Origin of the sequence: Aureimonas flava (assembly GCF_003583935.1) — a bacterium.
Lineage (GTDB): Bacteria > Pseudomonadota > Alphaproteobacteria > Rhizobiales > Rhizobiaceae > Aureimonas > Aureimonas flava.
The window spans coordinates 42,341-68,188 of the sequence record NZ_QYRN01000008.1; the positions used below are offsets into that span (position 1 = coordinate 42,341).

Genomic DNA, 25,848 nt, shown 5'->3' on the forward strand with positions numbered 1-25,848 from the left:
GCCCGCCCCCCGAGCGAAAGGTGAAGCGTTTGGAACCCATGACCCAGGACCTGCCCCTCGACCCGGCCCGGGGCCCGCTGCTCGTCGCCAGCCACAACGCCGGCAAGATCGCCGAATTCCGCGAGCTCCTGGGACCGCTCGGCTTCCGCGTCGTGTCGGCGGCCGAGAAGGATCTGCCCGAGCCCGAGGAAACCGGCGCGACGTTCGAGGAGAACGCGCGGATCAAGGCGCTGGCGGCGGCGCGGGCCACGGGCCTGCCGGCGCTGTCGGACGATTCGGGCCTTGCGGTGGATGCGCTGGGCGGCGATCCCGGCATCTATTCGGCGCGCTGGGCCGGGCCCGGCAAGGACTTCGCCATGGCCATGCGCCAGGTCGAGGAGAAGCTCCAGGCGGCGGGCGCGCACGAGCCGGCCCAGCGCACGGGGCGCTTCGTGGCCGTGCTCTGCCTCGCCTTCCCCGACGGGGCGACGCGCGAGTTCCGCGGCGAGATCGAGGGCACGATCGTCTGGCCGCCGCGCGGCGCGCTCGGCTTCGGCTACGATCCCTGCTTCCTGCCGGAGGGCGAGACGCGCACCTTCGGCGAGATGGCGTCCGACGAGAAGCACGGCTGGGTACCGGGGCAGGACACGGCCCTGTCGCACCGCGCCCGCGCCTTCCGCCTCTTCGCCCGCGAGTCTCTCGGCGTCTCGTGACCGTGGCCCTGCGCTCCCTGTCGGCGATCCGCCCCTACACGCCGCCGGCCGGCGACCCCGGTTTCGGGGTCTATGTCCACTGGCCGTTTTGCGCGGCCAAGTGCCCCTATTGCGACTTCAACAGCCATGTCCGCCACGAGCCGGTGGACCAGGCGCGCTTCGTCGCCGCCTTTCGCCGCGAACTCGCCGAGCAGGGGCGGCGCACGCGCGGCCAGACCGTCACCTCGGTCTTCCTCGGCGGCGGCACGCCGAGCCTGATGGAGCCGGCCACGGTGGCCGCGATCCTCGACGCGGTGGCCGCCAACTGGACCGTGGCCGACGGCGCCGAGATCACGCTGGAGGCCAACCCCTCCTCGGTCGAGGCGGAGCGGTTCCGAGGCTATCGGGCCGCCGGGGTGAACCGCGTCTCGCTCGGCGTCCAGGCCCTGAACGACCCGGACCTTCGCCGCCTCGGGCGGCTGCACGACGTATCGCAGGCACTGGGCGCGATCGGCCTCGCGCGCGAGATCTTCCCGCGCCTGTCCTTCGACCTGATCTATGCCCGCCCCGGCCAGAGCGTGGCCGCCTGGGAGGCCGAGCTCGCCCAGGCGATCGGCTTCGCCGCCGACCACCTGTCGCTCTACCAGCTCACCATCGAGGAAGGCACCGCCTTCCACGCGCTGCACCGGGCCGGCAAGCTGCTCGTCCCCGACGGCGAATTGTCGGCCGAGCTCTACGAGGCGACGCAGGCGATCACGCGGTCGCACGGCCTGCCCGCCTACGAGATCTCCAACCACGCGGTGCCGGGCGCGGAATCGCGCCACAACCTCACCTACTGGCGCTACGGCCTCTATGCCGGCGTCGGGCCGGGCGCGCATGCCCGCCTGCCCGGCGAGGGCGGCGGGCGCCACGCCGTGTCCAACGAGAAGCATCCCGAGACCTGGCTGCGCATGGTGGAGGACTGGGATGCCGGCTCGGTGGAGGACGTCCCGCTCGATCCGCAGGAGCAGGCGGACGAGCTGATGCTGATGGGCCTGCGCCTGGCGGAGGGAATGGACCTGGAGCGGTGGCGCGCGCTGGCGGGCCGGGACATCGACCCGGAGACCGTGGCCGAGCTGACCGGTCACGGAATGCTCCAGCGCCTCGGCCCGGATCGCATCCGCGCGACGCCCGCCGGCATGCTGGTGCTCGACGCCGTGGTGGCGGACCTCGCGTGAGCGCCCACGCCGCCCAGACGCTGGCCGCCTATGCGCTGGCCGCGACGGCGGAGATCGCCGGCTGCTTCGCGGTCTGGGCCGTGCTCAGGCTCGACGCGTCGCGGTGGTGGCTGGCGCCGGGCCTCCTGTCGCTGGCGGTCTTCGCCTACGCGCTGACATGGGTCGAGGCCGAGTTCGCCGGTCGCGCCTATGCGGCCTACGGCGGCATCTACATCCTGGCCGCGCTTCTGTGGGCCTGGGGCGCGGAAGCGGCGCGGCCCGACCGGTTCGACCTCGCGGGCGCGGCGCTCTGCCTGTGCGGCGCGGGCGTGATCCTCTGGGCGCCGAGGGGCGCATGAGCGGCACGGACGGATCCGCGCCCGAAGCCGAGGCCGTCCCGGACGAGGGACGGACGGGCTTCGCGCTGCGCGGAACGCCCTTCGCGGCCGCCCGCCCCGAGCCGGCTCTCTATCTCGTGGCGACGCCGATCGGAAACCTCTCGGACATCACGCTCCGGGCGCTGGAGATCATCGCCGGCGCCGACGTCCTCGCCTGCGAGGACACGCGCCAGACGGCGAAGCTCCTCCAGCGCTACGCCATCCGCCGCCGTGCCTGGTCCTATCACGAGCACAGCGCGGAGGGCGCCGACGAGGCGCTGCTCGCCGAACTCGCCGCCGGCCGCTCGGTCGCGCTGGTGTCGGACGCCGGCACGCCGCTCGTCTCCGACCCCGGCTACCGGCTCGGCCGCGAAGCCATCGCGCGCGGGCTGCCGGTCGTGCCGGTGCCGGGCGCCTCCGCTCCGCTCGCCGCGCTTCTGGCCTCGGGTCTGCCGTCCGACGCCTTCTTCTTCGCCGGCTTCCTTCCGGCCAAGGAAAGCGGACGTCGGGCACGGCTCGAAAGCCTCGCGCGCGTGCCCGGCACGCTCCTGTTCTTCGAGGCCCCGCACCGAATCGCCGACAGCCTCGCCGACATGGCGGCGGTGCTCGGGGCGCGTCCCGCCGCCGTGTGCCGCGAGCTGACCAAGGCCTTCGAGACCATCTATCGCGCGTCGCTGCCCGAGCTTGCCGCCGACTTCGCGGCGATGGAGCGGGTGCGTGGCGAGATCGTGGTCTGCGTCGGCGGCCCGCAGGGCGAGGACGCCGAGGCGCCGGCCGACGTGGACGCCATCCTCCGAGGGCTGCTGGCCGAGATGAAGCCGGCAAAGGCGGCGCAGGAGGCGGTCCGGCTCACCGGCCTGTCGCGCCGCGAGCTCTACGGGCGCGCCCTGGCGCTGAAGAACGAATGAAGGCGCCGGCCGAGCGTCTCGCGGAGCGGCGCGCGCGCTTCGCCAAGGGTCATCGCGGCGAGCGGCTGGCCGCCTGGGCGCTGCGCCTGAAGGGCTATCGCATCCTGGCCGTGCGCCATCGCACCCGGCTCGGCGAGATCGACCTCGTCGCCCGCCGGGGCGACACCGTGGCGATCGTCGAGGTCAAGGCGCGCGCCACCCTTCAGGCGGCGATGGACGCCGTGGCCCCGGTGGCGCAGGCGCGCATCGCGCGCGCGGCGGAGCTCTGGCTTCAGCGGCAGCCCGACCACGCCCGCCTGTCCCTGCGCTTCGACATCGTCGCCGTCCTGCCCCGTCGCTGGCCGGTGCACGTTCCCAACGCCTGGCAAGCCGCCTGATCCGAACATCGCAAGAGGGCTCCTCCCCCGCATGGCCGACTACGACCTCCTGACGATCGGCAACGCCATCGTCGACATCATCTCGCGCACCGACGACGCCTTCCTCCGGGACGCCGGCATCGAGAAGGGCGCCATGACCCTGATCGACGCCGAGCGCGCCGAGGCGCTCTATGCGGGCATGGGACCGGCCACAGAGATGTCCGGCGGCAGCGCGGGCAACACGGTGGCGGGCCTCGTTTCGCTCGGCGGCACCGGTGCCTATTTCGGCAAGGTCTCGGACGACCAGCTCGGCCGGATCTTCGCCCACGACATCCGCTCGCTCGGCATCCGCTACGAGACCGCGCCTCTCGCCGGCACGCCCCCCACGGCGCGCTCCATGATCCTGGTGACGCCGGACGGCGAGCGGTCGATGAACACCTATCTCGGCGCCTGCGTCGAGCTGTCGCCCGAGGACGTGGTGGAGGAGATCGTGGCGGGCGCCCGCGTGACCTATTTCGAGGGCTATCTCTGGGACCCGCCGCGCGCCAAGGACGCGATCCTGCGCGCCGCCCGCATCGCCCACGGTGCCGGCCGCGAGGTCGCCATGACGCTGTCGGACGCGTTCTGCGTCCACCGCTACCGGTCGGAATTCCTCGACCTCATGCGCTCGGGCACCGTCGACATCGTGTTCGCCAACGAGGCGGAGGCCCTCGCCCTCTACGAGACCGAGGTGCTCGAGGAGGCGGTGCACCACCTCGGCCGGGACGCCAGGCGGCTGGCGGTGGTGACGCGCGGCGCGGAGGGCTGCGTGGTGGTGGAGGGACCCGAGACGCAGGCCTTTCCCGCCACGGTCGTCGCCGACGTCGTGGACACGACGGGTGCGGGCGACCTCTTCGCGGCCGGGTTCCTGCGCGGCTACACCGCCGGTCTCGACCACGCGCGATGCGCGCGCCTCGGCGCGGTCGCCGCAGGCCACATCATCGGCCAGATCGGTCCCCGGCCGCAGACGCCGCTCGCCGAGCTGCCGGACATCCGCGCGATCCTCGGCTAGGACGCGGGGCCCTATCCAACCGCCACCGGTCGCTCGGTGGCCACGCGGTATCCGATCGCCTCGGCGAGATGCGCGCGGCCCACGGTCTCGGTGCCCGCGAGGTCGGCCAGGGTCCGGGCGACCTTCAGGATGCGGTGATAGGCGCGGGCCGAGAAGGCCATGCGTTCGGCCGCCTCGCGCAGCAGCTTGGTGCCGGCGGCGTCGGGCGCGGCGACGCGCTCCACCAGGGCGGCGGAGCAATGGGCGTTGAGCGTCGTGTTCGGCAGGCCGAGCGCCTCGTACCGGCCCGCCTGGATCCGCCGCGCGGCCTCCACGCGGGCGCGCACGGCGGCGGAGGTCTCGGACGGGGCGAGGGTCAGGAGGTCGGCGGCGGAGACGGCGGGCACGTCGACGCGGATGTCGATCCGGTCGAGCAGCGGGCCGGACACGCGGGCCTGGTAGTCGGACGCACAGCGCGGCCCGCGCGCGCAGGTGTGTCCGGGCTCGCCCGCCATGCCGCATCGGCACGGGTTCATCGCCGCCACGAGCTGGAAGCGCGCGGGATAGGTGACGCGGTAGTTGGCGCGCGCGATGACGCTCTCGCCGCTCTCCACCGGCTGGCGCAGCGAATCGAGCACCGCCGGCGAGAACTCGGGCAGCTCGTCCAGGAACAGGACGCCGCGATGGGCGAGCGACACCTCGCCCGGCCGCGTGCGCTGACCGCCCCCCACCATGGCCGCCATGGACGCCGAGTGGTGCGGCGCGCGGAACGGACGGCGGTCGGACAGGCGCCCGTCCGACAGCTCGCCGGCGATCGAGGCGATGCGCGAGACGTCGAGGATCTCGGCCGGCACCAGCGGCGGCAGGATCGAGGGCAGGCGCCCGGCCAGCATCGACTTGCCCGAGCCGGGCGGCCCGCACATCAGCAAGGTATGCTACATTAACAGCATCGAACCCGACGGACGGTTACCGATGCCCAAGGCTTTCAGCTACATACGCTTCTCGTCGCCGGAGCAGGCACGCGGCGACTCACTCCGTCGTCAGCTATCTAGGGCGAGGGACTGGTGCCAGGCTCGCGGGCTGGAGTTGGACGACAGCCTCCGGGACCTGGGCATATCTGCGTACAAGGGCGCTCACCGGGACATCGGCGCCCTCAAGCGATTCCTTGCTTTGGTTGAGGCGGGGGAGGTCCCGCACGGCTCGTACTTAGTGGTCGAGTCCTTGGACCGTCTGTCCCGAGAGGCTGTTCTGGATGCCGCGGCGCGGCTGTTCGACCTGATCCGCGCGGGAGTCATTGTTGTGACTCTCTCCGACGGTCAGGTCTACTCCGAGGAGCGCCTGCGCACGGACTGGACGCCGCTGATCGTGTCGATCGCAGTGATGGCTCGCGCCCACGAGGAGTCCCGGACGAAGGGAGAGCGAGTTGGGGCCGCCTGGGCAAGGAAGAAGGCCGCGGCACGCGATGAGGGCCGGCCCCTCACGCTGCGCTGTCCCGAGTGGATCGCGATCGAGGACGGCAAGTTCGTCCTCCGCGAGGACCGCGCCGAGATCGTGCGCAGCATCTACCACATGGCGATCGAGGGCTACGGGCAACGGCAGATCGTATCTCGGCTCAACGCGGCCGGAACCCCGACATGGCGAGGCGGCATCGGCTGGCAGACGTCCACCGTCGCCAAGATTCTCAGCGGACGCCTCGCGCTCGGCGAGTACCAGCCGCATTCGGGCACCCACCGCGGCGGCAACCGCCAGCCCGAGGGCAACCCAATCAGGGGCTACTACCCCGCCGTCGTGGACGAGGAGACCTACTGGCGGGCCCGGCAGGCATCGAAGGGCCGCCGCATCGCAGCCGGTCGACGGGGACGCGGCGTCGCTCACCTTCTCCTCGGGCTTGGCAAGTGCGCCCGCTGCGGCGGGTCCATGTACGTGATCGACAAGGGACCGCCACCGAAGGGCGGGACGTACTTCGAGTGCGCCACGCAACGGCGCGGCGCGGGGTGCGAGAACGGCACGAGGTGGCGTGCCGACCGCATCGAACGCCGCCTCCTCCGGGGGCTGGCCTACCTCGACGCAGGGGCGGTCCTCCGCGGCGCGCAGCCCACCGCCGAGGCCGATCGCGTGACCATCCTCGGCGCTCGCCTCGCCGAGGTCGAGGGCCGCCGCAAGCGCCTCCTCGGACTGGTCGAGGACGGGGACGACGGGGCGGCCGACCGCTACCGGGCGCTCGGCGAGGAGGCCAAGACCATCCAGCGCGAGCTCCGCGAGGCCGAGAAGGCCGCCGCGACGGCCGCCGCCGACCCCGGCCTACGCGCCCGTCTCGGTGAGGCCGTGGACCTGTCACGGGCGATGGAGGAAGCGGAGGGCGACGACCGGCACGCGATCAGGACGCGTCTCGCCGAACAGCTTCGCCAACTTGTGGCCGAGGTTCGATTCGATCCCGACTTGGGGGTGCTCGCGTACCTCACCCCGCGGCCGGGCGTCCCCGCCGAGGACGTGCCCGCGATCGTCGGCGCCCGCCACATGCTGGCTTGGCAGATGTGGCTCAACGACGACACGGACCCGTCCGGGTTCGTCGGCATGGATGACACACCCGACCCCGACGAGGAGACCCGCAACCTCCGTACCCTTGCGAAGATGCGCGGGCGGAGAGCGTCGGCGTAGCCGGCGCGACCCGCCCGCACCCGGCAACGCCCCTGCGAGGGGCGTGAACCCCTCCCCGCGGGGAGGGGTGGAGCTGGTCCGAAGGACCGGGTGGGGGTTCGGCGACCCGGGCCCTACTCGGCCGCTTCGAGGAATGCCGCCGACGCCGGAACGCGGACAGGCGCGCCGAGCGGGCGGCGCGGGACAGGCGTGCGCAGCTTCTCAAGCCTTGCCTCGGCCCGAGCCTTGCGCTTCGCGGCAACCTCCGCGCGCCACTTGGCATGCGAGCGCAATGCGCGCCGCAGGTCCGACTTCGCGTTCGTCGACAGCGTCGAGAAACCTTCGGCGCGCTCCAGGAGCGCCAGCTCGGCGTCGAGGTCCGCAAGGATTCGACCGCCCAACAGCTTCCGTGCCTGCTTCAGGTGCAGCCGCCGGTTCCGAAGGGACTGCCCGGTAAGACCCCTGCGACCCTTCTGGAGCCAGGCGTCGAATGCCTTCTCCGTCGTCGGGATCGACTCGCCCCGTTCGCGTGCGAGGATTACCCGCCCGACTGCCTCCGCCAACGGAGGGGGGACCGCGTTGGCGATCATCAACATCCTCTGCCTGGTCGCCGGGATGTCGAGCCAGTCCCAGTCCGCGGGGAAGCCCTGGATGCGGGAAAGGACATCCATCGGCAGCGGGTCGACGAGTGCCGACGGCGCCATGTCGCGCTCGTGGTCCGTGTACCAGTTCTGCGGTCCCTCATGCGCACTGCGCAGGAGCGTTGGGCACGGGAGGTCGATCGACCGGACGCCCGAATGCCCTGTGTAGGGCCGCATGAAGAATGCGCGGGCCTCTGGCGGATGGTCCCCGCCCGGGTGAACGCCCACGTCGTCGCCGAGGGCATCGCGGATCGACATGCGACGGGGAGAGGCGGCCTCGGCGATGGCCGACGTGAGGAAGCCGTCGGCCTCCCCGAGCCTTCCCACGGCGAAGAATCTTTTGCGCATCTGCGGCGTGCCGTAGCGGCTGCCGTCGAGTACGACTTCCGTCAGTCCGTAGCCGGCCTTGACGAACAGGGCGCGCGCCTTCGCGTACGTCTTCGTTTTCCGGGCGCGGGGAACGTTCTCCATGACGAACCACGCGGGCCTTGCGGTGATGATCGCCACGGCGAAGCCGAGCGTCAGGGACGCGTTGCGTCCCTCCTGACGCTTGCCGGCCGAGGAGAAGTCCTGGCACGGCGGGCCGCCGACGATGATGTCGGGCTCCAGGGCGGCGATGGTGGGCGCCATCGTCAGGAGGTCCGCAAGGTCCGCCTTCCGGTGGCGGTCGCGCTTGAAAAGCCGATCGAGCGGCCGGCGGAGGTTCGCGCCGTGGACCCTCAGGGCCTTCTCGTTCGCGTCGTACCCCTGGACGATCTGGAAGCCAGCCCGTGTCAGACCGAGGGACATGCCCCCGGCACCGCAGAAGAGATCGATTGCCCGCATTGGTTCGCCGTCACGTTGTTGCTCGTGACAGTTGCCTACCGCGTGGTCCGTTCGTTTCGGGTCAAGGAATCAGGTGAACGGTCGGTGACCGACGACCCGGTCGCCCCCGTTGACGCACAGGCTCCGGGGCACCTTCGGCGCCAGTTGAGGGGCGCTGCGCCCCTCCGCCTGCTCCGCCTTCGGCTTCGGCCCGTTCGGGCTGGAAAACGGGGACGGCCGTAGCCTTCCGCAACTGAGGGTCAGCTAGTCAGAGGGATGGAGCAACTTCCTTGTGGTGCCACACCCCTGAGTCGCAACTGACGACCCAACGATTCCCTGCAACACAAAGAACTGATTGTCGCAACGGCATCGAACGGATCAAACGACACGCTGCTTACGAGTGTGGGTTGTGTATAATCATCGAACCTAGATTCCCGAGCGGCAATCCGAATCATGTGGCGCGACAGCGAGAGCGAGCAGGACTTCCTGAACTTTACCGAGGTGGCGGACCAGATCGCCACCCTCGCGACCACTCCATCCCTGTTGCCCATCTCGATCGGCGTGTTCGGAACGTGGGGCACGGGAAAGTCGACCGTGCTGAAGCTCGTCGAGGCACGCCTGCCCGCCCCGAGAGACGGGGACGCGGCTGCCGTCGTCGTCAGGTTCGACGCCTGGATGTACCAAGGATTCGACGACGCGCGTGCCGCCCTGATGGAGGTGGTCGCCACCGAGCTTCTCGCGTTGGCGGAGGAGAAGAAGACCCTTGTCGAGAAGGCGAAGGAGTTCGCGGGACGGGTCAATTACTTCCGTGGTTTGGGGATGATCGCCGACTTCGGCGTCGGAATGGCCCTCGGCATCCCCCCGGGCCTCCTGACGAGGGCGGGCGCCGCAGTGTCCTCGGCTCTTGCGGGCGGTCTGACCGAGGAGCAATACGGTACGGCTAAGGAGGACGCGGCCGAGGCTCGGAAGGGGCTCGGCGAACTGATCAAGCCCGCCGAGAAGCGGACGCCGCCAAAGGAGATCGTGGCCTTCCGCGAGGAGTTCGGCTCCTTGCTAGAGGGGCTAGAGACGACGTTGGTCGTCTTCGTCGACAACCTTGACCGATGCCTTCCCGACGTCGCGATCGGCACGCTTGAGGCGATCCGGCTGTTCCTGTTCATGCCTCAGACGGCGTTCGTCATCGCCGCCGACGAGGATATGATCCGCCATTCGGTCGCGAAGCACTTCGACGATCCCAACGCGTCCCACGTGCGCGACTATCTCGATAAGGTCATCCAGGTGCCGATGCGCGTACCGAGGGTCGGGGCGGAGGACCTGCGAGCCTACATGTACTCGCTCTTCGTCGGCCTAGCCGCGCCCGACCGCCTGCCCGCCGTGCAAGAGCGGCTCCTTTCCGCACTGCAAGAAGGATGGCGCAACGAGACATTCGAGAAGGCCGAGATCGCAGGACTCGCGGGAAACCCTCCCGACCTCTTGGACAACCTCGCCATCGCCGACAGGCTGGCGCCGATGATGGCGTCGGCGCCGAAGATCCAGGGCAACCCCCGCATCGTGAAGCGGCTTCTCAACGCCGTGTCGCTCCGGCGTACCCTGGCCGCGAAACGGCAGATGAACGTCGACTTCGCGACCTTGGCGAAGCTCGCCATCTTCGAGCGCTGCACCGACGGTCCGGCAACGCTCGCGCTGTTCCAGCTCATCATGGATGGAAAGGACGTCGAGAAGGTCCTCCTGCCGGGCGGCAAGGATAAGGCCAAGCCGTCCCCGTTGCCCAAAGAGTGGGAGCCGCATGCCGATTTCGTCGAGGAGTGGCGAAAGCTCGACCCGCCGTTCGAGAACGCCGAGAGACTGAGGCCGGCCGTCTTCCTCAGCCGCGACGTCATGGCACCGGCGCGGGCACGCTCGGACATCAGCGAAGCGGCCCGAACCGCCATCGATGCCTTGCTCAAGATCGACGGCATCGCGTCCCCGGTCGGAAAGAGGATCGTCGCCGGCCTGACGCCTGACGACAAGCGCGCCGTCATGTCCGGGCTGGTGGCGACCATGCGGGAAGCCGACTGGACCTCGGCGGTCCCGGGCCTCTACGGCGCCTTGATGATCGCGGAGGCACTTCCGGAGACCAAGACGGAACTCAAGGCCTTCATTGGCAGCCTCAACACCGGCGAGATGACCAAGGGGATTCAGTTCCTCCTTCGCAAGACCGGCATGCTGGAGACCAAGTGATGGGAACCTCGCGCTCTAAGCCTGACGCTCCTCCGGCGGCTCCCCTCGTTCCGCCATGGGCCGACCAAGACCCAGCACCACCTCCGCCGCTACCGGATCCTCTTCCGGAAGATCCCGTCCCCGAGCCGGAGGACGACGACCCCGGCCCGCTGGCCGACGACGTCGTCGACGGAGAAGAGGTGGAGGAGGTTGCCGAGCCTGCTCGGTTCCGCCCCTTCCGGATGGCGCTGAGTAGGTTCGGGGCGTCGAACGATCGTGCGGATGCCAGGGCGGCCCTGGGCCGATGGGCAAACAAGTCCGTTGGGGGCGGTCCAGCCGGAGCCCGGCGCGTCGCACGGGCAGCGCGCACCGGTGGATCCGCGCTGGCGGGCCTCGCGCGCGCCGGCGCGGGAGAACCGCCCGAGGCCGGCCAGATCGACATCCGCGAACTCGCGGGACAGCCTTTGGACGTGGCAGTCGCGGCGATCGTCGACGCGTTCATGCCGGCCGGCATCATCGACGAGGTAACAGCCCGCCTTTCGATGGAGGTAGCCGTCGCGGAAGCGCTAGGCAACGCGGGGGCCTTCGATCCCGCCGCGCTCGACGCCGAGGCGGTGCAGACCGCCACCCTGGCCTTCGTGGCAGAGCTCGTGTTCACGCAGGTCGCAGGCGACGCCGGCAAGGCCCTGGCCGCGATCGGCCCCGTGGCGGCGGCACAACGGGAGGCAGACATCCGCTCTCTCGTGAAAGAGGTTGTCGACTTGGTCGGCGCTCCGATCCTGGTCGCCGCGGGAGCTGTCCTTAGCGGACAGCGGATGTCCGCGTTGGTCGCGCGGACCGTGCAGGTCGCGCTCGAGGAGATCTCGACATGGTGACCCGCATCCCTACCCGCGTGCTCGCCACGCCGAATGCCATGCGCGCGACGGCCGCGGTCGCCCACGGCGACGTCGGCGTTGCCTTGCATCACATCGGTCGCCCTGAACTCGCCGGCCTCGGCGGCACGCTTAACCAAGCGGCGGCCGCACTCCCGAGAACCCCGTCGGTCCTGGCGTGGGACTTCCTCTCCATCGCCCTGGCGGTCCATGCCGCCGACCGTTTCGTCATCCGCAAGGAAGCAGCCGACTCCTGGACGCGCATGATCGCGCTGGAGGTCGAGCTTGCCGATCCCGAGCCGTGGGCGGCCCAGGCCGGGGCGATCGAGGACACTCTTCGCTTCCTTTCGAGCGATATATGGAGCGTCAGGTTCCGCGGCGGGGGCGCACGCCCTCCGGCCGTCGCAGACCGGCCGACAGACCGGGATTGCGCATGCCTGTTCTCCGGCGGCCTCGACAGCCTGATTGGCGCGCTCGACCTACGCGCGGAAGGCCGGAGGCCCCTCCTCGTCAGCCAGGCGTCGCCGAAGGAGGGGTCGGTCCAGCGCACCTTGGCAGGGCTGATCGGCATGGACGCTGAACGTTTCTCGGCGCGTGCCTCGGAGCGCTGGCGGCAGCCGTACGAACCGTCGTCACGGGCACGATCCATGCTGTTCCTCGGCTACGGGGCCGTGGCGGCGGCGTCGCTCGCCCGGGATGGGGCGCCGGTCGACCTCTTCGTTCCCGAGAACGGACTGATCTCGATCAACGCGCCGCTGACGCATCGGCGCATGGCGAGCCTCAGCACGCGGACGACGCACCCGCACTTCATCTCGTCCCTCCAACGTGTCCTCGACGGAGTAGGCCTGCCTGCGCGCATTCGCACGCCCTACGCCCTCAAGACTAAGGGGCAGATGCTTGCCGAATGCCGAGACGAACTTATCCACGAGCTCGCGCACCGCTCCTATTCGTGTGGGAAGGGAAAACGCCTCAACCAACATTGCGGTCGCTGCGTGCCATGCCTTATACGCCGGGCTTCCTTCGAGGCAGCGGGCATGCGGGACGGTACGGATTACTGGGCGAACGACCTTTCCGAACACGCGTCGAACGAGGACGTGGCGGCGGCGAGGTTCGCGGCGGCGACGCTTGAGCGCCGCGACGTGGCACGTTGGGCAAGCGAGGCAGGCCCGCTCCCGACGGATCCGGACTTGCGGCGTGGCCATGTCGACGTGGTGCGCAGGGGCACCGCGGAGGTGAAGGCGTTCCTCGACGCGATCGCCTGGCCTTGATCGACTTGCACTGCCATCTCGACCTGTATCCCGATCCGTCGGGAATGGTCGCGGAGTGCATCACACGGCGCCTCTACGTCCTGTCGGTGACGACTGTTCCCAGCGCGTTCGAGGGCACCGCAGCGCTGGCGCCCGACGGAAGCAGGATCAAGACGGCGCTCGGACTGCATCCGGAACTCGCCGCCGCGCGAGCCCGGGAGTTGCCGTTGTTCGAGCGCCTGCTGCCCCGAACGGACTACGTTGGGGAGATTGGGCTCGACGGATCGCGGGAGCACCGCGACACGATGGATGCCCAGCTCGGGGTGTTGCGGGACATCCTCCGAATGTGCTCGCTCGCAGGTGGGCGGGTGATGTCCATGCACAGTAGGGGCGCCATCGACCGCGTGCTTGACGCCCTGGAGGCCGAGCCAAGCGCCGGCCGCCCGATCCTGCATTGGTTCGTGGGCACGAAACGCCAAGTGGAGCGTGCCGCTGAAATGGGCTGCTGGTTCTCCGTCGGCCCAAGCGTGCTGCTCGGGGAGCGTGGACGGACAGCCGTGCGTGCGATGCCTTGGGATCGGGTCCTCACGGAATCCGACGGGCCATTCGGGCAGTACCAGGGACAACCTACTAAGCCATGGGATGCCTGGGCAACCGTGGAGGGGCTTGCCCAGCTTTGGAACGCAAGTCGGGAAGAGGTCCAGTCGCGCCTTGTGTCGAACTTCCGGAAGATTGTGGCCGAGAAGTAGCTCATCCGAATGATGAGTAGGACGGCCTGCCTTCGCATCGAAGAGGGGCTTCGCAAACCTCTTGCAAGATGCGCCGCCAGCGAAAGAGGATTGTGAAAGGCCGAACGCCCGGCGCGACCGCACCCTGCCGATCGAATCTGAAAACGGCCGTTTACGAAAGGCTCCCCGTACCGTGCTCCTCGGCTACGCTCGCGTGTCCACCGTCGACGACCAGTCCACCACCGCCCAGGCCCGCGCCCTGCGCGACGCCGGATGCGAGCGAGTGTTCGAGGAAGTCGCATCCGGTGGCCGCTGGGACCGCCCAGAGCTTCAACGCCTACTCGATCACCTGCGGCCCGGCGACACGCTGGTCGTCTGGAAGCTCGACCGCCTGTCGCGGTCCCTCAAGGACGCCCTGACGGTCATGGAGCGGGTCGAGGCAGCCGGCGCAGGCTTCCGTTCGCTGACCGAGGCCGTCGACACCACGAGCCCCGCCGGCCGCATGATGGCGCACATGCTCGGGGCGTTCGCCGAGTTCGAGCGGTCCATGATCCGCGAAAGGACGGCCGCCGGTCTCCGTCAGGCCCGAGCCGAGGGGCGCGTCGGAGGGCGGCGCCGGAAGCTATCCACCGCCCAGCGTCGCGAGATCGTCGAGAGCGTCGTTTCGGGCCGGCGAACGGCGGCCGACATGGCGCGGCTTTACGGGGTGTCCCAGCCGACGGTCAGCAGGATCGTCGCCGACGCGCGCGCCGGACGAATGGACGCTTGAACATTACAACGATGTTTGCAATATCGCAGGGATGAACGACGACTCAGCCGTTGCCGCCCTATCCGCCCTTGCTCACGCCGATCGCCTCGCGGCCTTCCGGATGCTCGTCCGCGCCGGCCCGAACGGCATGCCGTCCGGGGAAATCGCCGAGGCGCTGTCGATCCCGCCGACGCGGATGAGCTTCCACCTCGCGACGCTCGAACGCGCCAAGCTCCTGCGCTCGTGGCGCGACGGGCGCCGCATCCTCTACGCCGCGAGCTACGACGACATGCGCCAGCTTCTCGCCTTCCTGACGGAGGACTGCTGTTCGGGGAACCCGGAGATCTGCGGGAACCTCGGCGCCGACCTTCTCGCCCCCTCCTGCTCGTCGGAGACCTGCTCGTGACCGTCACGATCTACCACAACCCCGCCTGCGGCACGTCCCGCAACACGCTGGAGATGATCCGCCAGTCCGGCGAGGAGCCGCAGGTTATCGAGTACCTGAAGGAGCCGCCGAGCTGCGAGCGGCTGGTCGAACTGATCGATGCCATGGGTATCCGACCGCGCGACCTCCTTCGCGAGAAGGGCACGCCCTACGCCGAGCTCGGCCTCGGGGACGAGACCCTGTCCGACGATGCCCTCCTCGACGCGATGATGGCGCACCCGATCCTGATCAACCGCCCGATCGTCGTGACGGACAAGGGCGCCGCGCTCTGCCGCCCGTCGGAGAAGGTGCTGCCGCTCCTCGCCAACCCCGTTGCCACCTTCACCAAGGAAGACGGGGAGACCGTCGGAGGCTCCCGGGCATGATCCCGACGCTCGTCGCGACGCCCGTCGACGATCCGGCCGGTCTCGTCGGCCTCCTGTCCACGGCAGGGCTGCCGACCGAGGACGTGGCCGAGCCCGGCCGGGTGTTCCTGCGCTACGCCACCGAGGACGGCGAGTTCGTCGGGATCGGCGGCTTCGAACCCCTCGGCGCCGCCGTCCTCCTGCGATCCATCGCCGTCGTTCCCGAGCATCGCGGGCGCGGCATGGGCGGCGCGATCACGGCGGACCTGATGGAGCGCGGCCGCGGGCAAGGCGCGGCCGACGCCTTCGCCTTCACGACAGGGGAACGGACCTTCCTCGCGGCGCTCGGCTTCCGCCGCGTCGAACGGACGGAAGCACCCGCCGCTGTGCTGGCGACACGGCAGGCCATGGGCCTGTGTTCGGCCTCGGCGGTCCTGTGGCGGAAGGAGACCGGACGATGATGGATCCCGTTGCCCTCGACCTGCCCTCCGTCGACATCGACCAGCTTCGACCGATCGACGGGAACGCGCTCGCCAGCCCTGGCGCCTCGACGCACCCGCCGCGCATCCTCGTCCTCCACGGCTCGATCCGCGAGCGGTCCTACTCCCGCCTCCTGTCCGAGGAGGCCGGTCGCCTGCTTCGCTGGTTCGGCTGCGAGGTGCGCACGTTCGACCCTCGCGGTCTGCCGCTCCCCGACGGGGCCGAGCCGGACCACCCGAAAGTCGCAGAGCTGCGCGACCTCGCCGACTGGTCCGAGGGCATGGTCTGGGTCAGCCCGGAGCGCCACGGCGCCATGACCGGCATCATGAAGGCGCAGATCGACTGGATCCCGCTGGCGCTTGGCGCCAAGCGTCCGACGCAGGGCAAGACCCTCGCCGTCATGGAGGTGTCGGGCGGCTCGCAGTCCTTCAACGCCGTGAACCAGATGCGCATCCTCGGCCGCTGGATGCGCATGGTGACGATTCCGAACCAGTCCTCGGTGCCGAAGGCGTTCCTCGAGTTCGACGAGGCGGGGCGCATGAAGCCGTCCGCCCTCTACAACCGGGTCGTCGACGTCTGCGAGGAACTAGTGAAGTTCACCTACCTCGTGCGCGGTCGCTCGGACACAATCACGGACCGCTACTCCGAACGCGTCGAGAGCGCCGAGAAGCTGTCCGAGCGCGTGGACCAGCGCACCCTCTGATCCTCCTTTCCCCCCGGAGCGTCCATGCTCGCCCTCGCGATCTTCGTCGCCACGCTCGTTCTCGTCATCTGGCAGCCCCGAGGCCTCGGCATCGGATGGTCGGCGCTCGCCGGGGCCGCCGTCGCGTTGGCGACCGGCGTCGTCGGCTGGGGCGATGTCGGGACGGTCTGGGAGATCGTCTGGGACGCGACGTTCACCTTCGTCGCGCTGATCGTCATCTCGCTCGTCCTCGACGAGGCTGGGTTCTTCGCCTGGGCCGCGCTCCACGTCGCCCGCTGGGGCGGGGGCAACGGGCGGCGGCTGTTCCCGCTCGTCGTCCTGCTGGGCGCGGCCATCGCCGCCGTCTTCGCGAACGACGGGGCCGCGCTGCTCCTGACCCCGATCGTGCTCGCCATCCTCCTGCGCCTCGACTTCCCGCCCGCCGGGGCGCTTGCCTTCGTCGTCGCCTGCGGGTTCGTCGCCGACACGACCAGCCTGCCGCTCGCCGTGTCAAACCTCGTCAACATCGTCACCGCGAACTTCTTCGACGTGTCCTTCGGCCGCTACGCGGCGGTCATGGTTCCGGTGAACCTCGTCTCGATGGCGGCAACGCTCCTCGTCCTGTGGACGTATTTCCGGAACGACATCCCGGCGACCTACGATGTGCGCCAGCTTGAAGCTCCCGGCAGCGCGATCCGCGACTCGGCCGTGTTCCAGACCGCGTTTCCGCTCCTCGGACTTCTACTCGTCGCCTACTTCGTGACGGGACCGCTCGGCGTGCCGATCGCGTTCGTGACAGGCGCCGCTGCCCTCGTCCTCCTGGCTGTCGCGGGACGGTGGTTCTCCGGCGGGCGCGGCGCGGTGGTCGACTTGGCCAGGGTCCTACGCGGCGCGCCGTGGCAGATCGTCCTGTTCTCGATCGGCATGTACCTCGTCGTCTACGGCCTCGGGAACGCCGGGCTGACAGACATCGCCGCAAACGTCCTACGCTGGCTTAGCGAGCAGGGCACGTTCATCGCCACCGTCGGGACGGGCTTCGTGGTGGCGGCTCTCGCCTCCGTCATGAACAACATGCCCGCCACGCTCGTCGGGGCGCTCGCGATCGACCGGGTCGACGTGGCGCCCCTGACCCGCGAACTCATGGTCTACGCCAACGTCGTGGGCAACGACCTCGGCCCGAAGCTCACGCCGATCGGATCGCTGGCGACCCTCCTGTGGCTCCACGTCCTCGCGGGCAAGGGGCAGCGGATCACGTGGGGCCAGTACATGCGGGTCGGCCTTGTCCTAACCCCGCCCGTCCTGCTGGCGACCCTCGTCGCCCTCTGGGTATGGCTGCCGCTCGTGTCGTCACCTTGAGGGACGCGCGCGGCGCTCAGGCGGACATCGCCGCCCTCGGGATCAGTCAGATCGTCGGCTACGGGACCCTCTACTACAGCTTCGGCATTCTCGCCCCCGCGATGGCGCGCGACGTCGGATGGCCGACCGAGTGGGTGTTCGGCGCCCTGTCGGCCGCGCTGCTCGCGGGCGGGCTGGTCGCGCCTTGGACGGGGCGCTGGCTCGACCGCTTCGGCGCCGGTCGGGTCATGGCCGCGGGGTCTGTCGCGGCCGCCGTTGCGCTGTTCGCCGCCGCCCTCGCTCCCGCGGCCCCCGCCTTCGTCCTCGCGCTCGTCGCGATCGAGGTCGCGTCCACCTTCGTCCAGTACGGGGCCGCCTTCCCCCTGCTGGTCCAGCGTCACCCGGGCACGGCGCAGCGAAGCATCCTGTACCTCACCTTGATCGCTGGGTTCGCCTCGACGCTGTTCTGGCCCCTGACGACGTGGCTGCACGGGACGATGTCGTGGCGCGAGGTCTACCTCGTCTTCGCGGCTATGAACCTCGCGGTCTGCCTGCCCATCCACCTGTGGCTCGCCCGCCGACCGAAGGCCTCGGCGCTCTCGCCGACTGAGGCTGAACCCTTCGCACCTGTCGCCCCGGCTCCGGGCCTCGTGTCGCCGTCCCTGCGGTCCCGGGCCTTCCTTCTGATGGGCGTCGCCTTCGCCTTCCAGAGCCTCGTGGTCTCGTCCGTGCTGGTCCACATGCTGCCTATCCTCTCGGCGCTCGAGCTGGGGCTTGCGGGCGTCATGGTCAGCGCCGTGTTCGGGCCGGCGTAGGTTGCGGGCCGCTTCACCCTCATGATGTTCGGGCGGGACCTGTCCCCGCTGGCGCTCGCGGTGATCTCCGCCGCCCTTCTGCCCGCCTCCCTGGTCCTCCTCGCGGCCACCGCGCCGTCGCCCGCCGGGGCGGCCGTCTTCGCCGCTCTGTTCGGCCTCGGGAACGGCCTCTACAGCATCGTCGGGGGTACCCTGCCGCTCGCGCTCTTCGGCCCGGAGGGATACGGCGCGTTGCAGGGGCGGGTCACGTCCATTCGGCTGATCATCGGATCGGTGGCTCCGTTCGCCTTCGCCCTAGCGACGGACTGGATGGGCGTCGGCGGCGGCCTGCTGGTCACGGCGTTCCTCGGCTGCGGGGCGGTCATCGCCTTCGCCGCCGTTAGGTTCCTCGTCTCGACGACGGAGCGGCGCCCCTGACCTGTCCGGGCAGACGGAACGCCCGAGCGCGCCGCCGAGAGCGTCCCGCCGCCGATCGAGCCGTAACGGCGACGTTCGTTACGGCCGCCGTCGCCCGTACGTCTATTCCGCCATGAACTCCGCCGCGGCCGAAGCCATCGTCGCCTCCAGCGCTCGGTCGAAGGTTGCCTTCTCCTTCGCCGACAGGCCGACCTTTTTGATCCCGGCGAGGATGCGTCCCTCGGGTCCCGTCCCCGAGAAGAACGCGTAGGGCGGCACCCCGAGGCCATGAACGGCTTGCTGGTCCACGCTCGCCGACACGATGTCGAGGGCAGCGCACTCGGCGAGCTTCCCCGCCGCCGATCGCTTGAGGGACTTGTAGCAGGCCCGGACGGCATCGGATGCCGCGGCGATCCCGCCTTCCTTGTAGATCGCGTCGAACCGCTCCGCGCCGCGCTGCACCCCGGCCGAGACCTGCCGGGACATGTCGGGGCCGGCGACGGCGGCGGCGGACGACAGCCAGAGAAGGGCGACGAGGGGAAGGCAGGCGGCGTGGCGCATGGAGGCTCCTGTCAGATGGCGCCGCCACTCTGGCACGCCGGGGCGAAGGAGCGGTTTCCAGAACCGATCGAATTCCTTCGAATTTCGAAGCGATCCGCCCTGTCTGGCGACCACGTTGTGACCGAGCGAGAAAGCTCGAAACCCCTGCGCCACAAGGCTTTCGATAGCCTTCCCGCTCGTCTCCGCCGAAATGCCTTTATAAGGATGGGGGCTTGGGCCGGGAAGGAGCGGAGCGACGCTCGGCCCGCCGCGCGAACTCGTCGGCGCGGCGGCGCTTGACGCGGGGGCGATCCGCCCGGACCCTGAAACGCAAAGACCCGGCCATGTGGGGTTGCCGCCCCGGCCGGGTCATGAAGCGTGTTTACGGAGGCGACGATGCGCGATGGGACCGCGACCGTCAAGACGAGATGAGCGTCGAGACCGACGCGTTCGAGTGGGTCCGCGAGCGCGCCTACCAGCGCTGGGGCAGGACGCCAAAGGCCGAACGACGGGTCGAGGAGGTCGCGGCTTGGTGCGCCGACGCGTCCCGGGCGTGGCGCGCCGGGGGTGAGGGTAGGCATGAGCTATCCGATGCCCAGATCGGCAGCATGTCGCGCAGCATCGCCAGATTCGTCGTCGATCAGCTCGTGGAGTTTCGGAAGCGTCCGCCGGCCCGCACGACGGCCGAAGGACGGGCGACGGAGCGCCTGCTGATGGCGACCGCCATTCCCGACTGGATCGAGGAGGACGGCGAGCGCGTCACGGCCCGGAAGGTCGCCGCCATCGCGCAGGTCAGTGAACGGAAGGCCTCCCGCGCGCTTGCCGAGCGCCGCGGCGCGCCGAAGCGCGAGGCCCAGGCCGCGGCGCTCGACGGGCACGAGCGCGCGCTGTTCGACGTCGCGAATGCACTTCTTCCCGACGACGGCTTCTGCGTCCTGCGCGTGAGCGACCTGGAGGCGCGCCTCTGGCCCGAGCCGGCCGAGACCGACGCGGCCCGCCGCAAGCGCCGCTCCCGTCTCCTGAAATCGTTCGAGGCCCTTCGACTGTTGTCGTTCCACGTCGTCGCGAAGGGCGACCTCTTGGCCCTTCGCCGTGGCAGGACGTGGAAGCCCGACGACGCGGCGGCCCGGCTGGCTGCGGCGGCATCGAAGCCCGGTCTCGTCGCCTCCCTCCCGGCTCCTCCGTCGCGTGCCACGTTCTGGACCTCGACCGAGGTCCGGGGCCTCGTGGCGACGCTGCGAGTAGCCCTGAAGAAGGGCTATGATCCCGACGTGTTCCGGGACTTCATCGCGATCCAGCGCGTCGTTCTCGACGGGCGCGCCACGGAGAATCTTCACCGCTTCGCCCATCGGATCAGCGGCGGCTACGGGTACTGGAGCAACGACCTGCCGACCTTCTTCTCCTTCGCGGCCGCGGGGCACTGGGGCATCCGCCTTGAACCGGGCGTCCGCGACGCGGTCGCCGAACTGGGGCGCCGCATCACCCTGCTGGAAGAGGACGGAAAATGGGGCCGATCGGCCGAGAGCGTCATGCACTCGCTCGAATGCTTCCAGTCCCGCGGCTCGCCCCTGTTCGAGTGCTTCGAGGCCGAGGGTCGGGCGCGGATCACCGCGTTCCGGGCAATCATCGAGGTTCGCGACCGCGCCGGCGACTGGATCGACATCGATCAGGCGCTCGCCCTCTGCGATCGTCTTGCGCGCGAGGAGGAGGCGGGACGCTGGTCGGCCGAGCCTTATCTCAATCCGGACTGCCCATTCTGATCGTTTCGAATTTCGAAGCGATCCGCCCTGTCTGGCGACCACGTTGTGACCGAGCGAGAAAGCTCGAAACCCCTGCGCCACAAGGCTTTCGATAGCCTTCCCGCTCGTCTCCGCCGAAATGCCTTTATAAGGATGGGGGCTTGGGCCGGGAAGGAGCGGAGCGACGCTCGGCCCGTCGCGCGAACTCGTCGGCGCGGCAATGGAAACAAAGTCGTGTTTGACGTGTCAAACATCCATTGCAACTCTTGGGGAGCGGCGGCACCATTGTCCTGAGACCCGCTCCAGGACCGCCCATGACCAGCCGCGTCGCCGACCCTCTGCACACCCTCTACGACGCGCTGGCCGCCCAGCAGGCGGCCCAGCCTACCCCTGTCCGTCACCTGCCCGCCGACGAGCGCCGCGCGTACATGCGCGAGGCCAAGCGCCGTTCGCGCGAGCGCCAGCGCGAGGCGGCCGAGGCCGGGTCTCCACAGGCGACGGACGACGCGATCCGGGCGGCGCTGGCCGACGCCGCGCTGATGATCCTCGCCACCGACGCTCCGGGCGCCGAGCAGGTCATGTCCGCGCTGCGCAGCGCCTTCCCCGGCCGCGGCGGGGTGGCCGGCACCGTCCGCGCCCGCTGCCGATCGGGGACGCTCCGGCCGACCCTCCTGCGGCCCTGACGGGATTTCCGAACCGGAACAAGGGCTTCAAATTGTTGACACCAATCTGGCTCAAATTGTTAACAAGCCTCTGTAAACGCTCAGGAATTTTTCATCGGGAGCGTTGACGCCAGCGGAAGGCCGTGGGATAACGGGTCTGTCGAGGCGGCAACGCCGAGACGCCGATCCGATCCCCGCAGGGGGTTAGAATTTTCGAGGCTCCGGCCGAGAGGTTCGCGTTTTCGATCCCCCTTGAGGGGTTTTGTGATCGGTCCCCTCGGGGGTCAGGAGAGAGCCGTCATAAGGCGGATCGAACCTAATGATCGTTCCGCGTAGCGGGTCCCGCATTCTGCCTCGGCTGAATGGGGGGGAAGGCGCTGGCACCGCGCCGTAGGATTACCCCACGGGGGATTCCTTTTACGGTGCCGACCGCCCTGCGCGAGCAGGGCTTCCCCTGTAAACGCAGGGGTCAACCAGTGTACGACGGTTCACCCGGCGCGCTGGCTCTACCCTCCCTGCGCAAGCAGGGTTCCTCCCTTCGTGGGAGGTTGTCTCCTCGGCGACGGGGAGTGGATCGAAACTTATAGAAACCGCTGCACAAGCGGCTCTGAAATATACGTTGTCGCGAGACATCGTTCACCGCCGAACAGGCGGCTCCTCCCTTCGCGGGAAGGTGTTTCTGCCCTGCGAGAGCAGGGACCCGTTCTCCCCACACGTGGGAGGGCAAACCGAGGTGGGTAAAGCAGAGGTCTGCTGGTCCATCGGTCTCCCCACATGCGGGAGGGAAATCGCCCTGCGGAAGCGGGGCCATCTGCAAGACGGGGCGCTCCGGAAACGGGCGCCCCTTCGGCGTTTCTGAGGCCGAACCGCGGCCCCGCCCATCTCCTCACCGCCCGAAGCCTTGCGAGTCCTAGCGCCCGGCCGCCCCGGATTGTACGCAACCAAGGATTGCGACCCCCAATCCTTGTCAAGCCGCACCTCCCAATCCTTTGGGCGGTGAGCGTGAGAAAAACGTTCCGGTTTTCGTGATTTGGAGCCTTCGGATAGGTACGATTTTCCAGCGAGTCCTACCGCGTCGACAGCGTTTTCCGGCGAGTCCTTGTCAATGTTTTCCCATAAAAATCAGTGCCTTAAATTATTTTTCTTTGCGTCCGAAGCCCTGGACGCCGGGCCGCCTCCTGGGCATTTTCACTGACGACGGAGCCGCCCGGTCGCGGGCAATTCCGTCAACGTTCAGGATGCAACTTTAAGGAACATTCGATGTCCGACGTGGACGACAAGCAGGCTGCGGAGACCGCCTTGGAGACGCCGATGCGCGGCGAGGTGATCGCGCTGGACGGCGGGGCGCTCGAAAACCCCGCGTTCGTGAGCCACAAGCGCGGCCGGAACTGGGGCGCAATCCTGACGGGGCCGAACGCCGCTCGCATGGAGCGGCGGTTCCTGCCGGCGCGCGGGGCGACGGTGGACCTGTCCGACGTGCAGCCCGGACAGGTGATCGAACTCGGCGGGGACTACGTCACCTCCGGCGGCAACAGGCACTACGACCGCCGCTACTACCTCGTGCTGGCGACGGACGGCGTCGATCAGATGACCGTCGAGCGCCACAGCACCGCCGCGCAGGCGCTCCGGGCGGCCCGCGAGCTCGCCAAGGCCGTGCCGGTCATCCAGTCCGCCGCGACGACGGCCGACGCAGCACCGGTGCTGTGATGGAGGGCGCGACTCTTTCCATCGGCCCGGGCGGGCTGGTCATGTTCGTGCAATTCTCGGACCCGACCTCCGTCGAGGTCGCAGACCTTCGCCGAGGCAAGTTGGACATCGGAATCCTCACGGTGGGCGGCACGGGAATCCTCCTGACCCGCTTCGGTGCGGCTATGGACACCCCGAGGTTTCCGCCACAGGACGCCATCGTGCTGGAGTGCCCGTTCCACATCGGACTCCTTCCGCCCGACCAGCGCCATCTCCCGACGCGCGAGGGTGGTCTGTCGCTCGCCCTGACGATCATCGTCCAAGACCAGTACGGCACGCAGCGCGGCGGCCGACACCTCGGCCTCGCCATCCCGACCGCCGAGGCGATCGAGCGCATCGTCGCCCGGCAGGCCAAGGAGGCGGCTCGGCCGGGGTGGACGAGGGCGAGCCACGATGCGGAGGTCGATCGCTTCTACGAGCGCAACCCCGACATCGGCCGGGCAGCCGACCGCCTGTTCGCGAAGGCGTGGGCGCGGGAGACCGTCCAATGACGACACCCGACGAACTACTCACGTACATCGACCGCGCAGGCTACGAGCGCGCCTGCGCCGACACCGGGACCATGCCGCTGCCCGACAACGAGACCGCCCGGCTGGCCGAGACCGGGTACGAGCGACTGGCGGAACTCGCGTCCGCCGGCGCCCCGATGGCCACGAAGGCGGCCCTCGCCACGCACCTCCGCCGGGGCTGGTCGCTCCACAGCGGCCGGCCGGAGACGACCCCGGTCGGGACTCGGCTTCTCGAAGGGTTGTTGTGATGAAGGACGACGCTTTCGCACCCGTCGTCGTACCGGAGTCCTCCGGTACGACGCAGCGCCCGCGCCTGTCGCCCGAAGAGCTGACCGTGGTTGCTAAGGCGATGCGCGAGTCCGCCGCACGCATGGATGCCGTCCTCGGCACCGACATGATGCTCGCGCTCGCCCACCTGGAGGGGCGGCCGGAGGACCCGCTGGCGGCCTTCGTCGAGTATTGCGGTCTCCCCGACATGCCGGAGGCCCGTTAGCCATGCGCGCGCTTCCAGCCACCCTCCGGGCGATCCTCCTCGACCCCGACGCGGACCCCGGCCACGCCGCTTCCGTCCTCCTGCTGCCGTGGCAGCGGGAGGAGGAAAGCCCTTTCCCTCGGCTGGTGACGGCCGTCGTCCGCGATGGCCGGACGGTTGCCACGGTGTCGGTCACGAGCGTGGTCGAATGCTGTCACGTCGTTATCATGCGGCGCGGACGCGGCGGCCCTGGCCGGCCGCGCCACTTCCTGACCCTGCCGGCGGCGCTCGCCGCCGCCGAGACCATCGCCGTCGGCTATGCCCTTGGGCTCAAACCAAGGATGTCCGCATGAGCGACCCGATGAATGCCCCGGTGGCGGGCGGCTTCCTCGCCGTGGTCATCGAGCTTTACGGCGTCGACATTGTTGCCGACGTGCTGCATGTCGACGCCGCGCAGGTCGCAGCGTGGCTTGAAACCGGACCGCCTCTCTGGACCTACATCCGCATTTCGGAGTTTGAGGACAAGGTCGAGCGGGCCTCGAAAGACGTCCGACAGGCCTGACCTGGACGCCCGGACTGCCGGGCCTCACGCTTGTCTCCCGACCCCAAGGAGGCCCCCCATGCTGCCGATCGTCCTGACCAACGCCCTCCACCGCCGCCCCTGGACGCGGCGCCTCGTCCTCGCCGCGGGCTACCTCGGCGGGACCGTCGCGCTCGCCTACGGCGGCCTCCTGTTCTGGACGGGCAGCATGAATGACGCGATGGAGTCTGGCTGGTGGATGGTCGGCGGGATCGCCGCGTGGCACTACACCGCGGAGGCCCAGACCCTATCCCAGCGCGAGCGCAGGGCCGCGTTGCCTGCTGTCAGCAAGCCCGATCCGATCGAATCCTAAGCCGCCTGGACGCCGTTCCGTAACGCCTCTACGGCATCCTCGGTCGCGGGCGCCGATGCCCAAGCGCGAGCGTCGCCGACACGTCGGCGAGGCAGCTACCCCCGGCCGGGATGCCGCTGGTCGAGGCCGGAACGGCCGCCGGGGCGGCCAGCAGATCGAGGAAACGACCATGGGACAGGCAGCCATCCAGATCACCGCAGGCATCCGCAGCCGCTGGGTCCGCGCGCTGGCGGTCATGGGGCTGATGGCCCTGCCGCCCGTCATGCTCCTGAGCGCCCCCGTCGTGGTCTACGCCGTCTGGAAGGCCCTCTACGGCTAAGGCCGGCAGGGTTCGCCGGGAACGACGAAGGGCGCCCGCATGGGGCGCCCTTTCGCA

At 69.7% G+C, this 25,848-nt stretch carries 29 protein-coding genes and 2 pseudogenes; 28 read left to right on the forward strand and 3 right to left on the reverse strand.

The genetic code is table 11. The annotated features are described in order from the left end of the window. Nucleotides 1–38: 38 nt before the first annotated feature. The 6 genes from rdgB to D3218_RS15090 are packed head-to-tail and all read left to right on the forward strand — an operon-like array spanning nt 39 to nt 4,559. Entirely contained in the window at nt 39–692 is a 654-nt protein-coding gene (gene rdgB, locus D3218_RS15065; RefSeq protein WP_119540921.1) for an RdgB/HAM1 family non-canonical purine NTP pyrophosphatase, read from the forward strand. Beyond that, a complete protein-coding gene (gene hemW, locus D3218_RS15070) occupies nt 689–1,888 on the forward strand; it encodes a radical SAM family heme chaperone HemW (RefSeq protein ID WP_119540922.1) in 1,200 nt (399 codons plus the stop codon). Before rdgB ends, hemW begins: the two co-directional genes overlap by 4 nt. Next, the gene (locus D3218_RS15075) at nt 1,885–2,226 is read left to right on the forward strand and encodes a YnfA family protein (RefSeq protein WP_119540923.1); all 342 of its coding nucleotides are present in this window, start codon (nt 1,885–1,887) and stop codon (nt 2,224–2,226) included. The genes hemW and D3218_RS15075 overlap by 4 nt, the downstream gene beginning before the upstream one ends. Beyond that, complete coding sequence (rsmI, locus tag D3218_RS15080; protein ID WP_119540924.1) at nt 2,223–3,152, forward strand: 16S rRNA (cytidine(1402)-2'-O)-methyltransferase; 930 nt, start codon at nt 2,223–2,225, stop codon at nt 3,150–3,152. Before D3218_RS15075 ends, rsmI begins: the two co-directional genes overlap by 4 nt. Further along, entirely contained in the window at nt 3,149–3,529 is a 381-nt protein-coding gene (locus tag D3218_RS15085) for a YraN family protein (protein ID WP_119540925.1), read from the forward strand. Before rsmI ends, D3218_RS15085 begins: the two co-directional genes overlap by 4 nt. A gap of 31 nt (nt 3,530–3,560) precedes the next feature. Continuing rightward, nucleotides 3,561–4,559 (forward strand): adenosine kinase, encoded by a 999-nt coding sequence (locus D3218_RS15090; protein ID WP_119540926.1) that lies wholly within the window; start codon nt 3,561–3,563, stop codon nt 4,557–4,559. Between the two features lie 11 nt (nt 4,560–4,570). On the opposite strand, the pseudogene D3218_RS15095 reads toward D3218_RS15090, so the two are convergent. Then, nucleotides 4,571–5,473, reverse strand: a pseudogene (locus D3218_RS15095) (YifB family Mg chelatase-like AAA ATPase); the annotation flags it as partial. 37 nt (nt 5,474–5,510) lie between these two features. Between D3218_RS15095 and D3218_RS15100 the strand changes: the two are divergent. Continuing rightward, entirely contained in the window at nt 5,511–7,196 is a 1,686-nt protein-coding gene (locus tag D3218_RS15100) for a recombinase family protein (RefSeq protein ID WP_373289015.1), read from the forward strand. 113 nt (nt 7,197–7,309) lie between these two features. On the opposite strand, the gene D3218_RS15105 is transcribed toward D3218_RS15100, so the two are convergent. Beyond that, nucleotides 7,310–8,641, reverse strand: coding sequence for a DNA cytosine methyltransferase (locus D3218_RS15105; protein WP_019994354.1), 1,332 nt, complete (start codon nt 8,639–8,641; stop codon nt 7,310–7,312). 432 nt (nt 8,642–9,073) lie between these two features. On the opposite strand from D3218_RS15105, the gene D3218_RS15110 reads away from it, so the two are divergent. The 11 genes and pseudogenes from D3218_RS15110 to arsK all read left to right on the forward strand — a co-directional run bounded on the left by D3218_RS15110 (nt 9,074) and on the right by arsK (nt 18,932). Further along, nucleotides 9,074–10,840: a KAP family P-loop NTPase fold protein gene (locus D3218_RS15110; protein WP_019994353.1), complete on the forward strand. Its 1,767-nt coding sequence runs from the start codon at nt 9,074–9,076 to the stop codon at nt 10,838–10,840. A gap of 179 nt (nt 10,841–11,019) precedes the next feature. Next, a complete protein-coding gene (locus D3218_RS19555) occupies nt 11,020–11,694 on the forward strand; it encodes a hypothetical protein (protein ID WP_019994352.1) in 675 nt (224 codons plus the stop codon). Further along, nucleotides 11,688–12,959 carry a Qat anti-phage system QueC-like protein QatC gene (qatC, locus tag D3218_RS15120; RefSeq protein ID WP_019994351.1) on the forward strand — a complete coding sequence of 424 codons (1,272 nt, stop codon included), beginning with the start codon at nt 11,688–11,690 and terminating at the stop codon, nt 12,957–12,959. Before D3218_RS19555 ends, qatC begins: the two co-directional genes overlap by 7 nt. Further along, nucleotides 12,956–13,687 (forward strand): Qat anti-phage system TatD family nuclease QatD, encoded by a 732-nt coding sequence (gene qatD / locus D3218_RS15125; RefSeq protein WP_019994350.1) that lies wholly within the window; start codon nt 12,956–12,958, stop codon nt 13,685–13,687. Before qatC ends, qatD begins: the two co-directional genes overlap by 4 nt. A gap of 172 nt (nt 13,688–13,859) precedes the next feature. Then, on the forward strand, nt 13,860–14,435 hold the full coding sequence (locus D3218_RS15130) for a recombinase family protein (protein ID WP_119540929.1): 576 nt from the start codon (nt 13,860–13,862) through the stop codon (nt 14,433–14,435). A 31-nt stretch (nt 14,436–14,466) separates the two neighbouring features. Further along, a complete protein-coding gene (locus D3218_RS15135) occupies nt 14,467–14,820 on the forward strand; it encodes an ArsR/SmtB family transcription factor (RefSeq protein WP_119540930.1) in 354 nt (117 codons plus the stop codon). After that, on the forward strand, nt 14,817–15,224 hold the full coding sequence (gene arsC / locus D3218_RS15140) for an arsenate reductase (glutaredoxin) (RefSeq protein WP_119540931.1): 408 nt from the start codon (nt 14,817–14,819) through the stop codon (nt 15,222–15,224). Before D3218_RS15135 ends, arsC begins: the two co-directional genes overlap by 4 nt. Then, on the forward strand, nt 15,221–15,664 hold the full coding sequence (locus D3218_RS15145; protein WP_119540932.1) for a GNAT family N-acetyltransferase: 444 nt from the start codon (nt 15,221–15,223) through the stop codon (nt 15,662–15,664). Before arsC ends, D3218_RS15145 begins: the two co-directional genes overlap by 4 nt. Next, the gene (gene arsH, locus D3218_RS15150; protein WP_119540933.1) at nt 15,661–16,386 is read left to right on the forward strand and encodes an arsenical resistance protein ArsH; all 726 of its coding nucleotides are present in this window, start codon (nt 15,661–15,663) and stop codon (nt 16,384–16,386) included. The genes D3218_RS15145 and arsH overlap by 4 nt, the downstream gene beginning before the upstream one ends. Before the next feature lie 24 nt (nt 16,387–16,410). Continuing rightward, nucleotides 16,411–17,721, forward strand: a complete 1,311-nt coding sequence (locus D3218_RS15155; RefSeq protein WP_119540934.1) for an arsenic transporter — start codon at nt 16,411–16,413, stop codon at nt 17,719–17,721. Further along, nucleotides 17,694–18,932: pseudogene (gene arsK / locus D3218_RS15160) on the forward strand (arsenite efflux MFS transporter ArsK). The gene D3218_RS15155 and the pseudogene arsK overlap by 28 nt, the downstream one beginning before the upstream one ends. Nucleotides 18,933–19,034: 102 nt before the next feature. Here arsK and D3218_RS15165 read toward each other — a convergent pair. Continuing rightward, on the reverse strand, nt 19,035–19,472 hold the full coding sequence (locus D3218_RS15165; protein ID WP_119540935.1) for a hypothetical protein: 438 nt from the start codon (nt 19,470–19,472) through the stop codon (nt 19,035–19,037). Nucleotides 19,473–19,684: 212 nt separating this feature from the next. Here D3218_RS15165 and D3218_RS15170 point away from each other — a divergent pair, with 212 nt between their 5' ends. The 10 genes from D3218_RS15170 (at nt 19,685) to D3218_RS19810 (ending at nt 25,791) form a co-directional block, all read left to right on the forward strand. Beyond that, complete coding sequence (locus D3218_RS15170; RefSeq protein ID WP_136625111.1) at nt 19,685–21,211, forward strand: hypothetical protein; 1,527 nt, start codon at nt 19,685–19,687, stop codon at nt 21,209–21,211. 293 nt (nt 21,212–21,504) lie between these two features. Beyond that, a complete protein-coding gene (locus D3218_RS15175; protein ID WP_119540937.1) occupies nt 21,505–21,873 on the forward strand; it encodes a hypothetical protein in 369 nt (122 codons plus the stop codon). Nucleotides 21,874–23,112: 1,239 nt separating this feature from the next. Then, complete coding sequence (locus D3218_RS15180) at nt 23,113–23,559, forward strand: hypothetical protein (RefSeq protein ID WP_168990546.1); 447 nt, start codon at nt 23,113–23,115, stop codon at nt 23,557–23,559. Nucleotides 23,560–23,660: 101 nt separating this feature from the next. After that, nucleotides 23,661–24,089 carry a hypothetical protein gene (locus D3218_RS15185; RefSeq protein WP_136625112.1) on the forward strand — a complete coding sequence of 143 codons (429 nt, stop codon included), beginning with the start codon at nt 23,661–23,663 and terminating at the stop codon, nt 24,087–24,089. Next, nucleotides 24,086–24,355 carry a hypothetical protein gene (locus D3218_RS15190; RefSeq protein ID WP_119540939.1) on the forward strand — a complete coding sequence of 90 codons (270 nt, stop codon included), beginning with the start codon at nt 24,086–24,088 and terminating at the stop codon, nt 24,353–24,355. The genes D3218_RS15185 and D3218_RS15190 overlap by 4 nt, the downstream gene beginning before the upstream one ends. Then, the gene (locus tag D3218_RS15195; RefSeq protein WP_119540940.1) at nt 24,355–24,600 is read left to right on the forward strand and encodes a hypothetical protein; all 246 of its coding nucleotides are present in this window, start codon (nt 24,355–24,357) and stop codon (nt 24,598–24,600) included. The genes D3218_RS15190 and D3218_RS15195 overlap by 1 nt, the downstream gene beginning before the upstream one ends. Before the next feature lie 2 nt (nt 24,601–24,602). Then, nucleotides 24,603–24,932: a hypothetical protein gene (locus tag D3218_RS15200; protein ID WP_119540941.1), complete on the forward strand. Its 330-nt coding sequence runs from the start codon at nt 24,603–24,605 to the stop codon at nt 24,930–24,932. Continuing rightward, nucleotides 24,929–25,141 (forward strand): hypothetical protein, encoded by a 213-nt coding sequence (locus tag D3218_RS15205; RefSeq protein WP_119540942.1) that lies wholly within the window; start codon nt 24,929–24,931, stop codon nt 25,139–25,141. The genes D3218_RS15200 and D3218_RS15205 overlap by 4 nt, the downstream gene beginning before the upstream one ends. A gap of 58 nt (nt 25,142–25,199) precedes the next feature. Next, nucleotides 25,200–25,472, forward strand: a complete 273-nt coding sequence (locus tag D3218_RS15210) for a hypothetical protein (protein ID WP_019996277.1) — start codon at nt 25,200–25,202, stop codon at nt 25,470–25,472. A gap of 169 nt (nt 25,473–25,641) precedes the next feature. Continuing rightward, nucleotides 25,642–25,791 carry a hypothetical protein gene (locus D3218_RS19810; protein ID WP_019996276.1) on the forward strand — a complete coding sequence of 50 codons (150 nt, stop codon included), beginning with the start codon at nt 25,642–25,644 and terminating at the stop codon, nt 25,789–25,791. Nucleotides 25,792–25,848 lie beyond the last annotated feature (57 nt).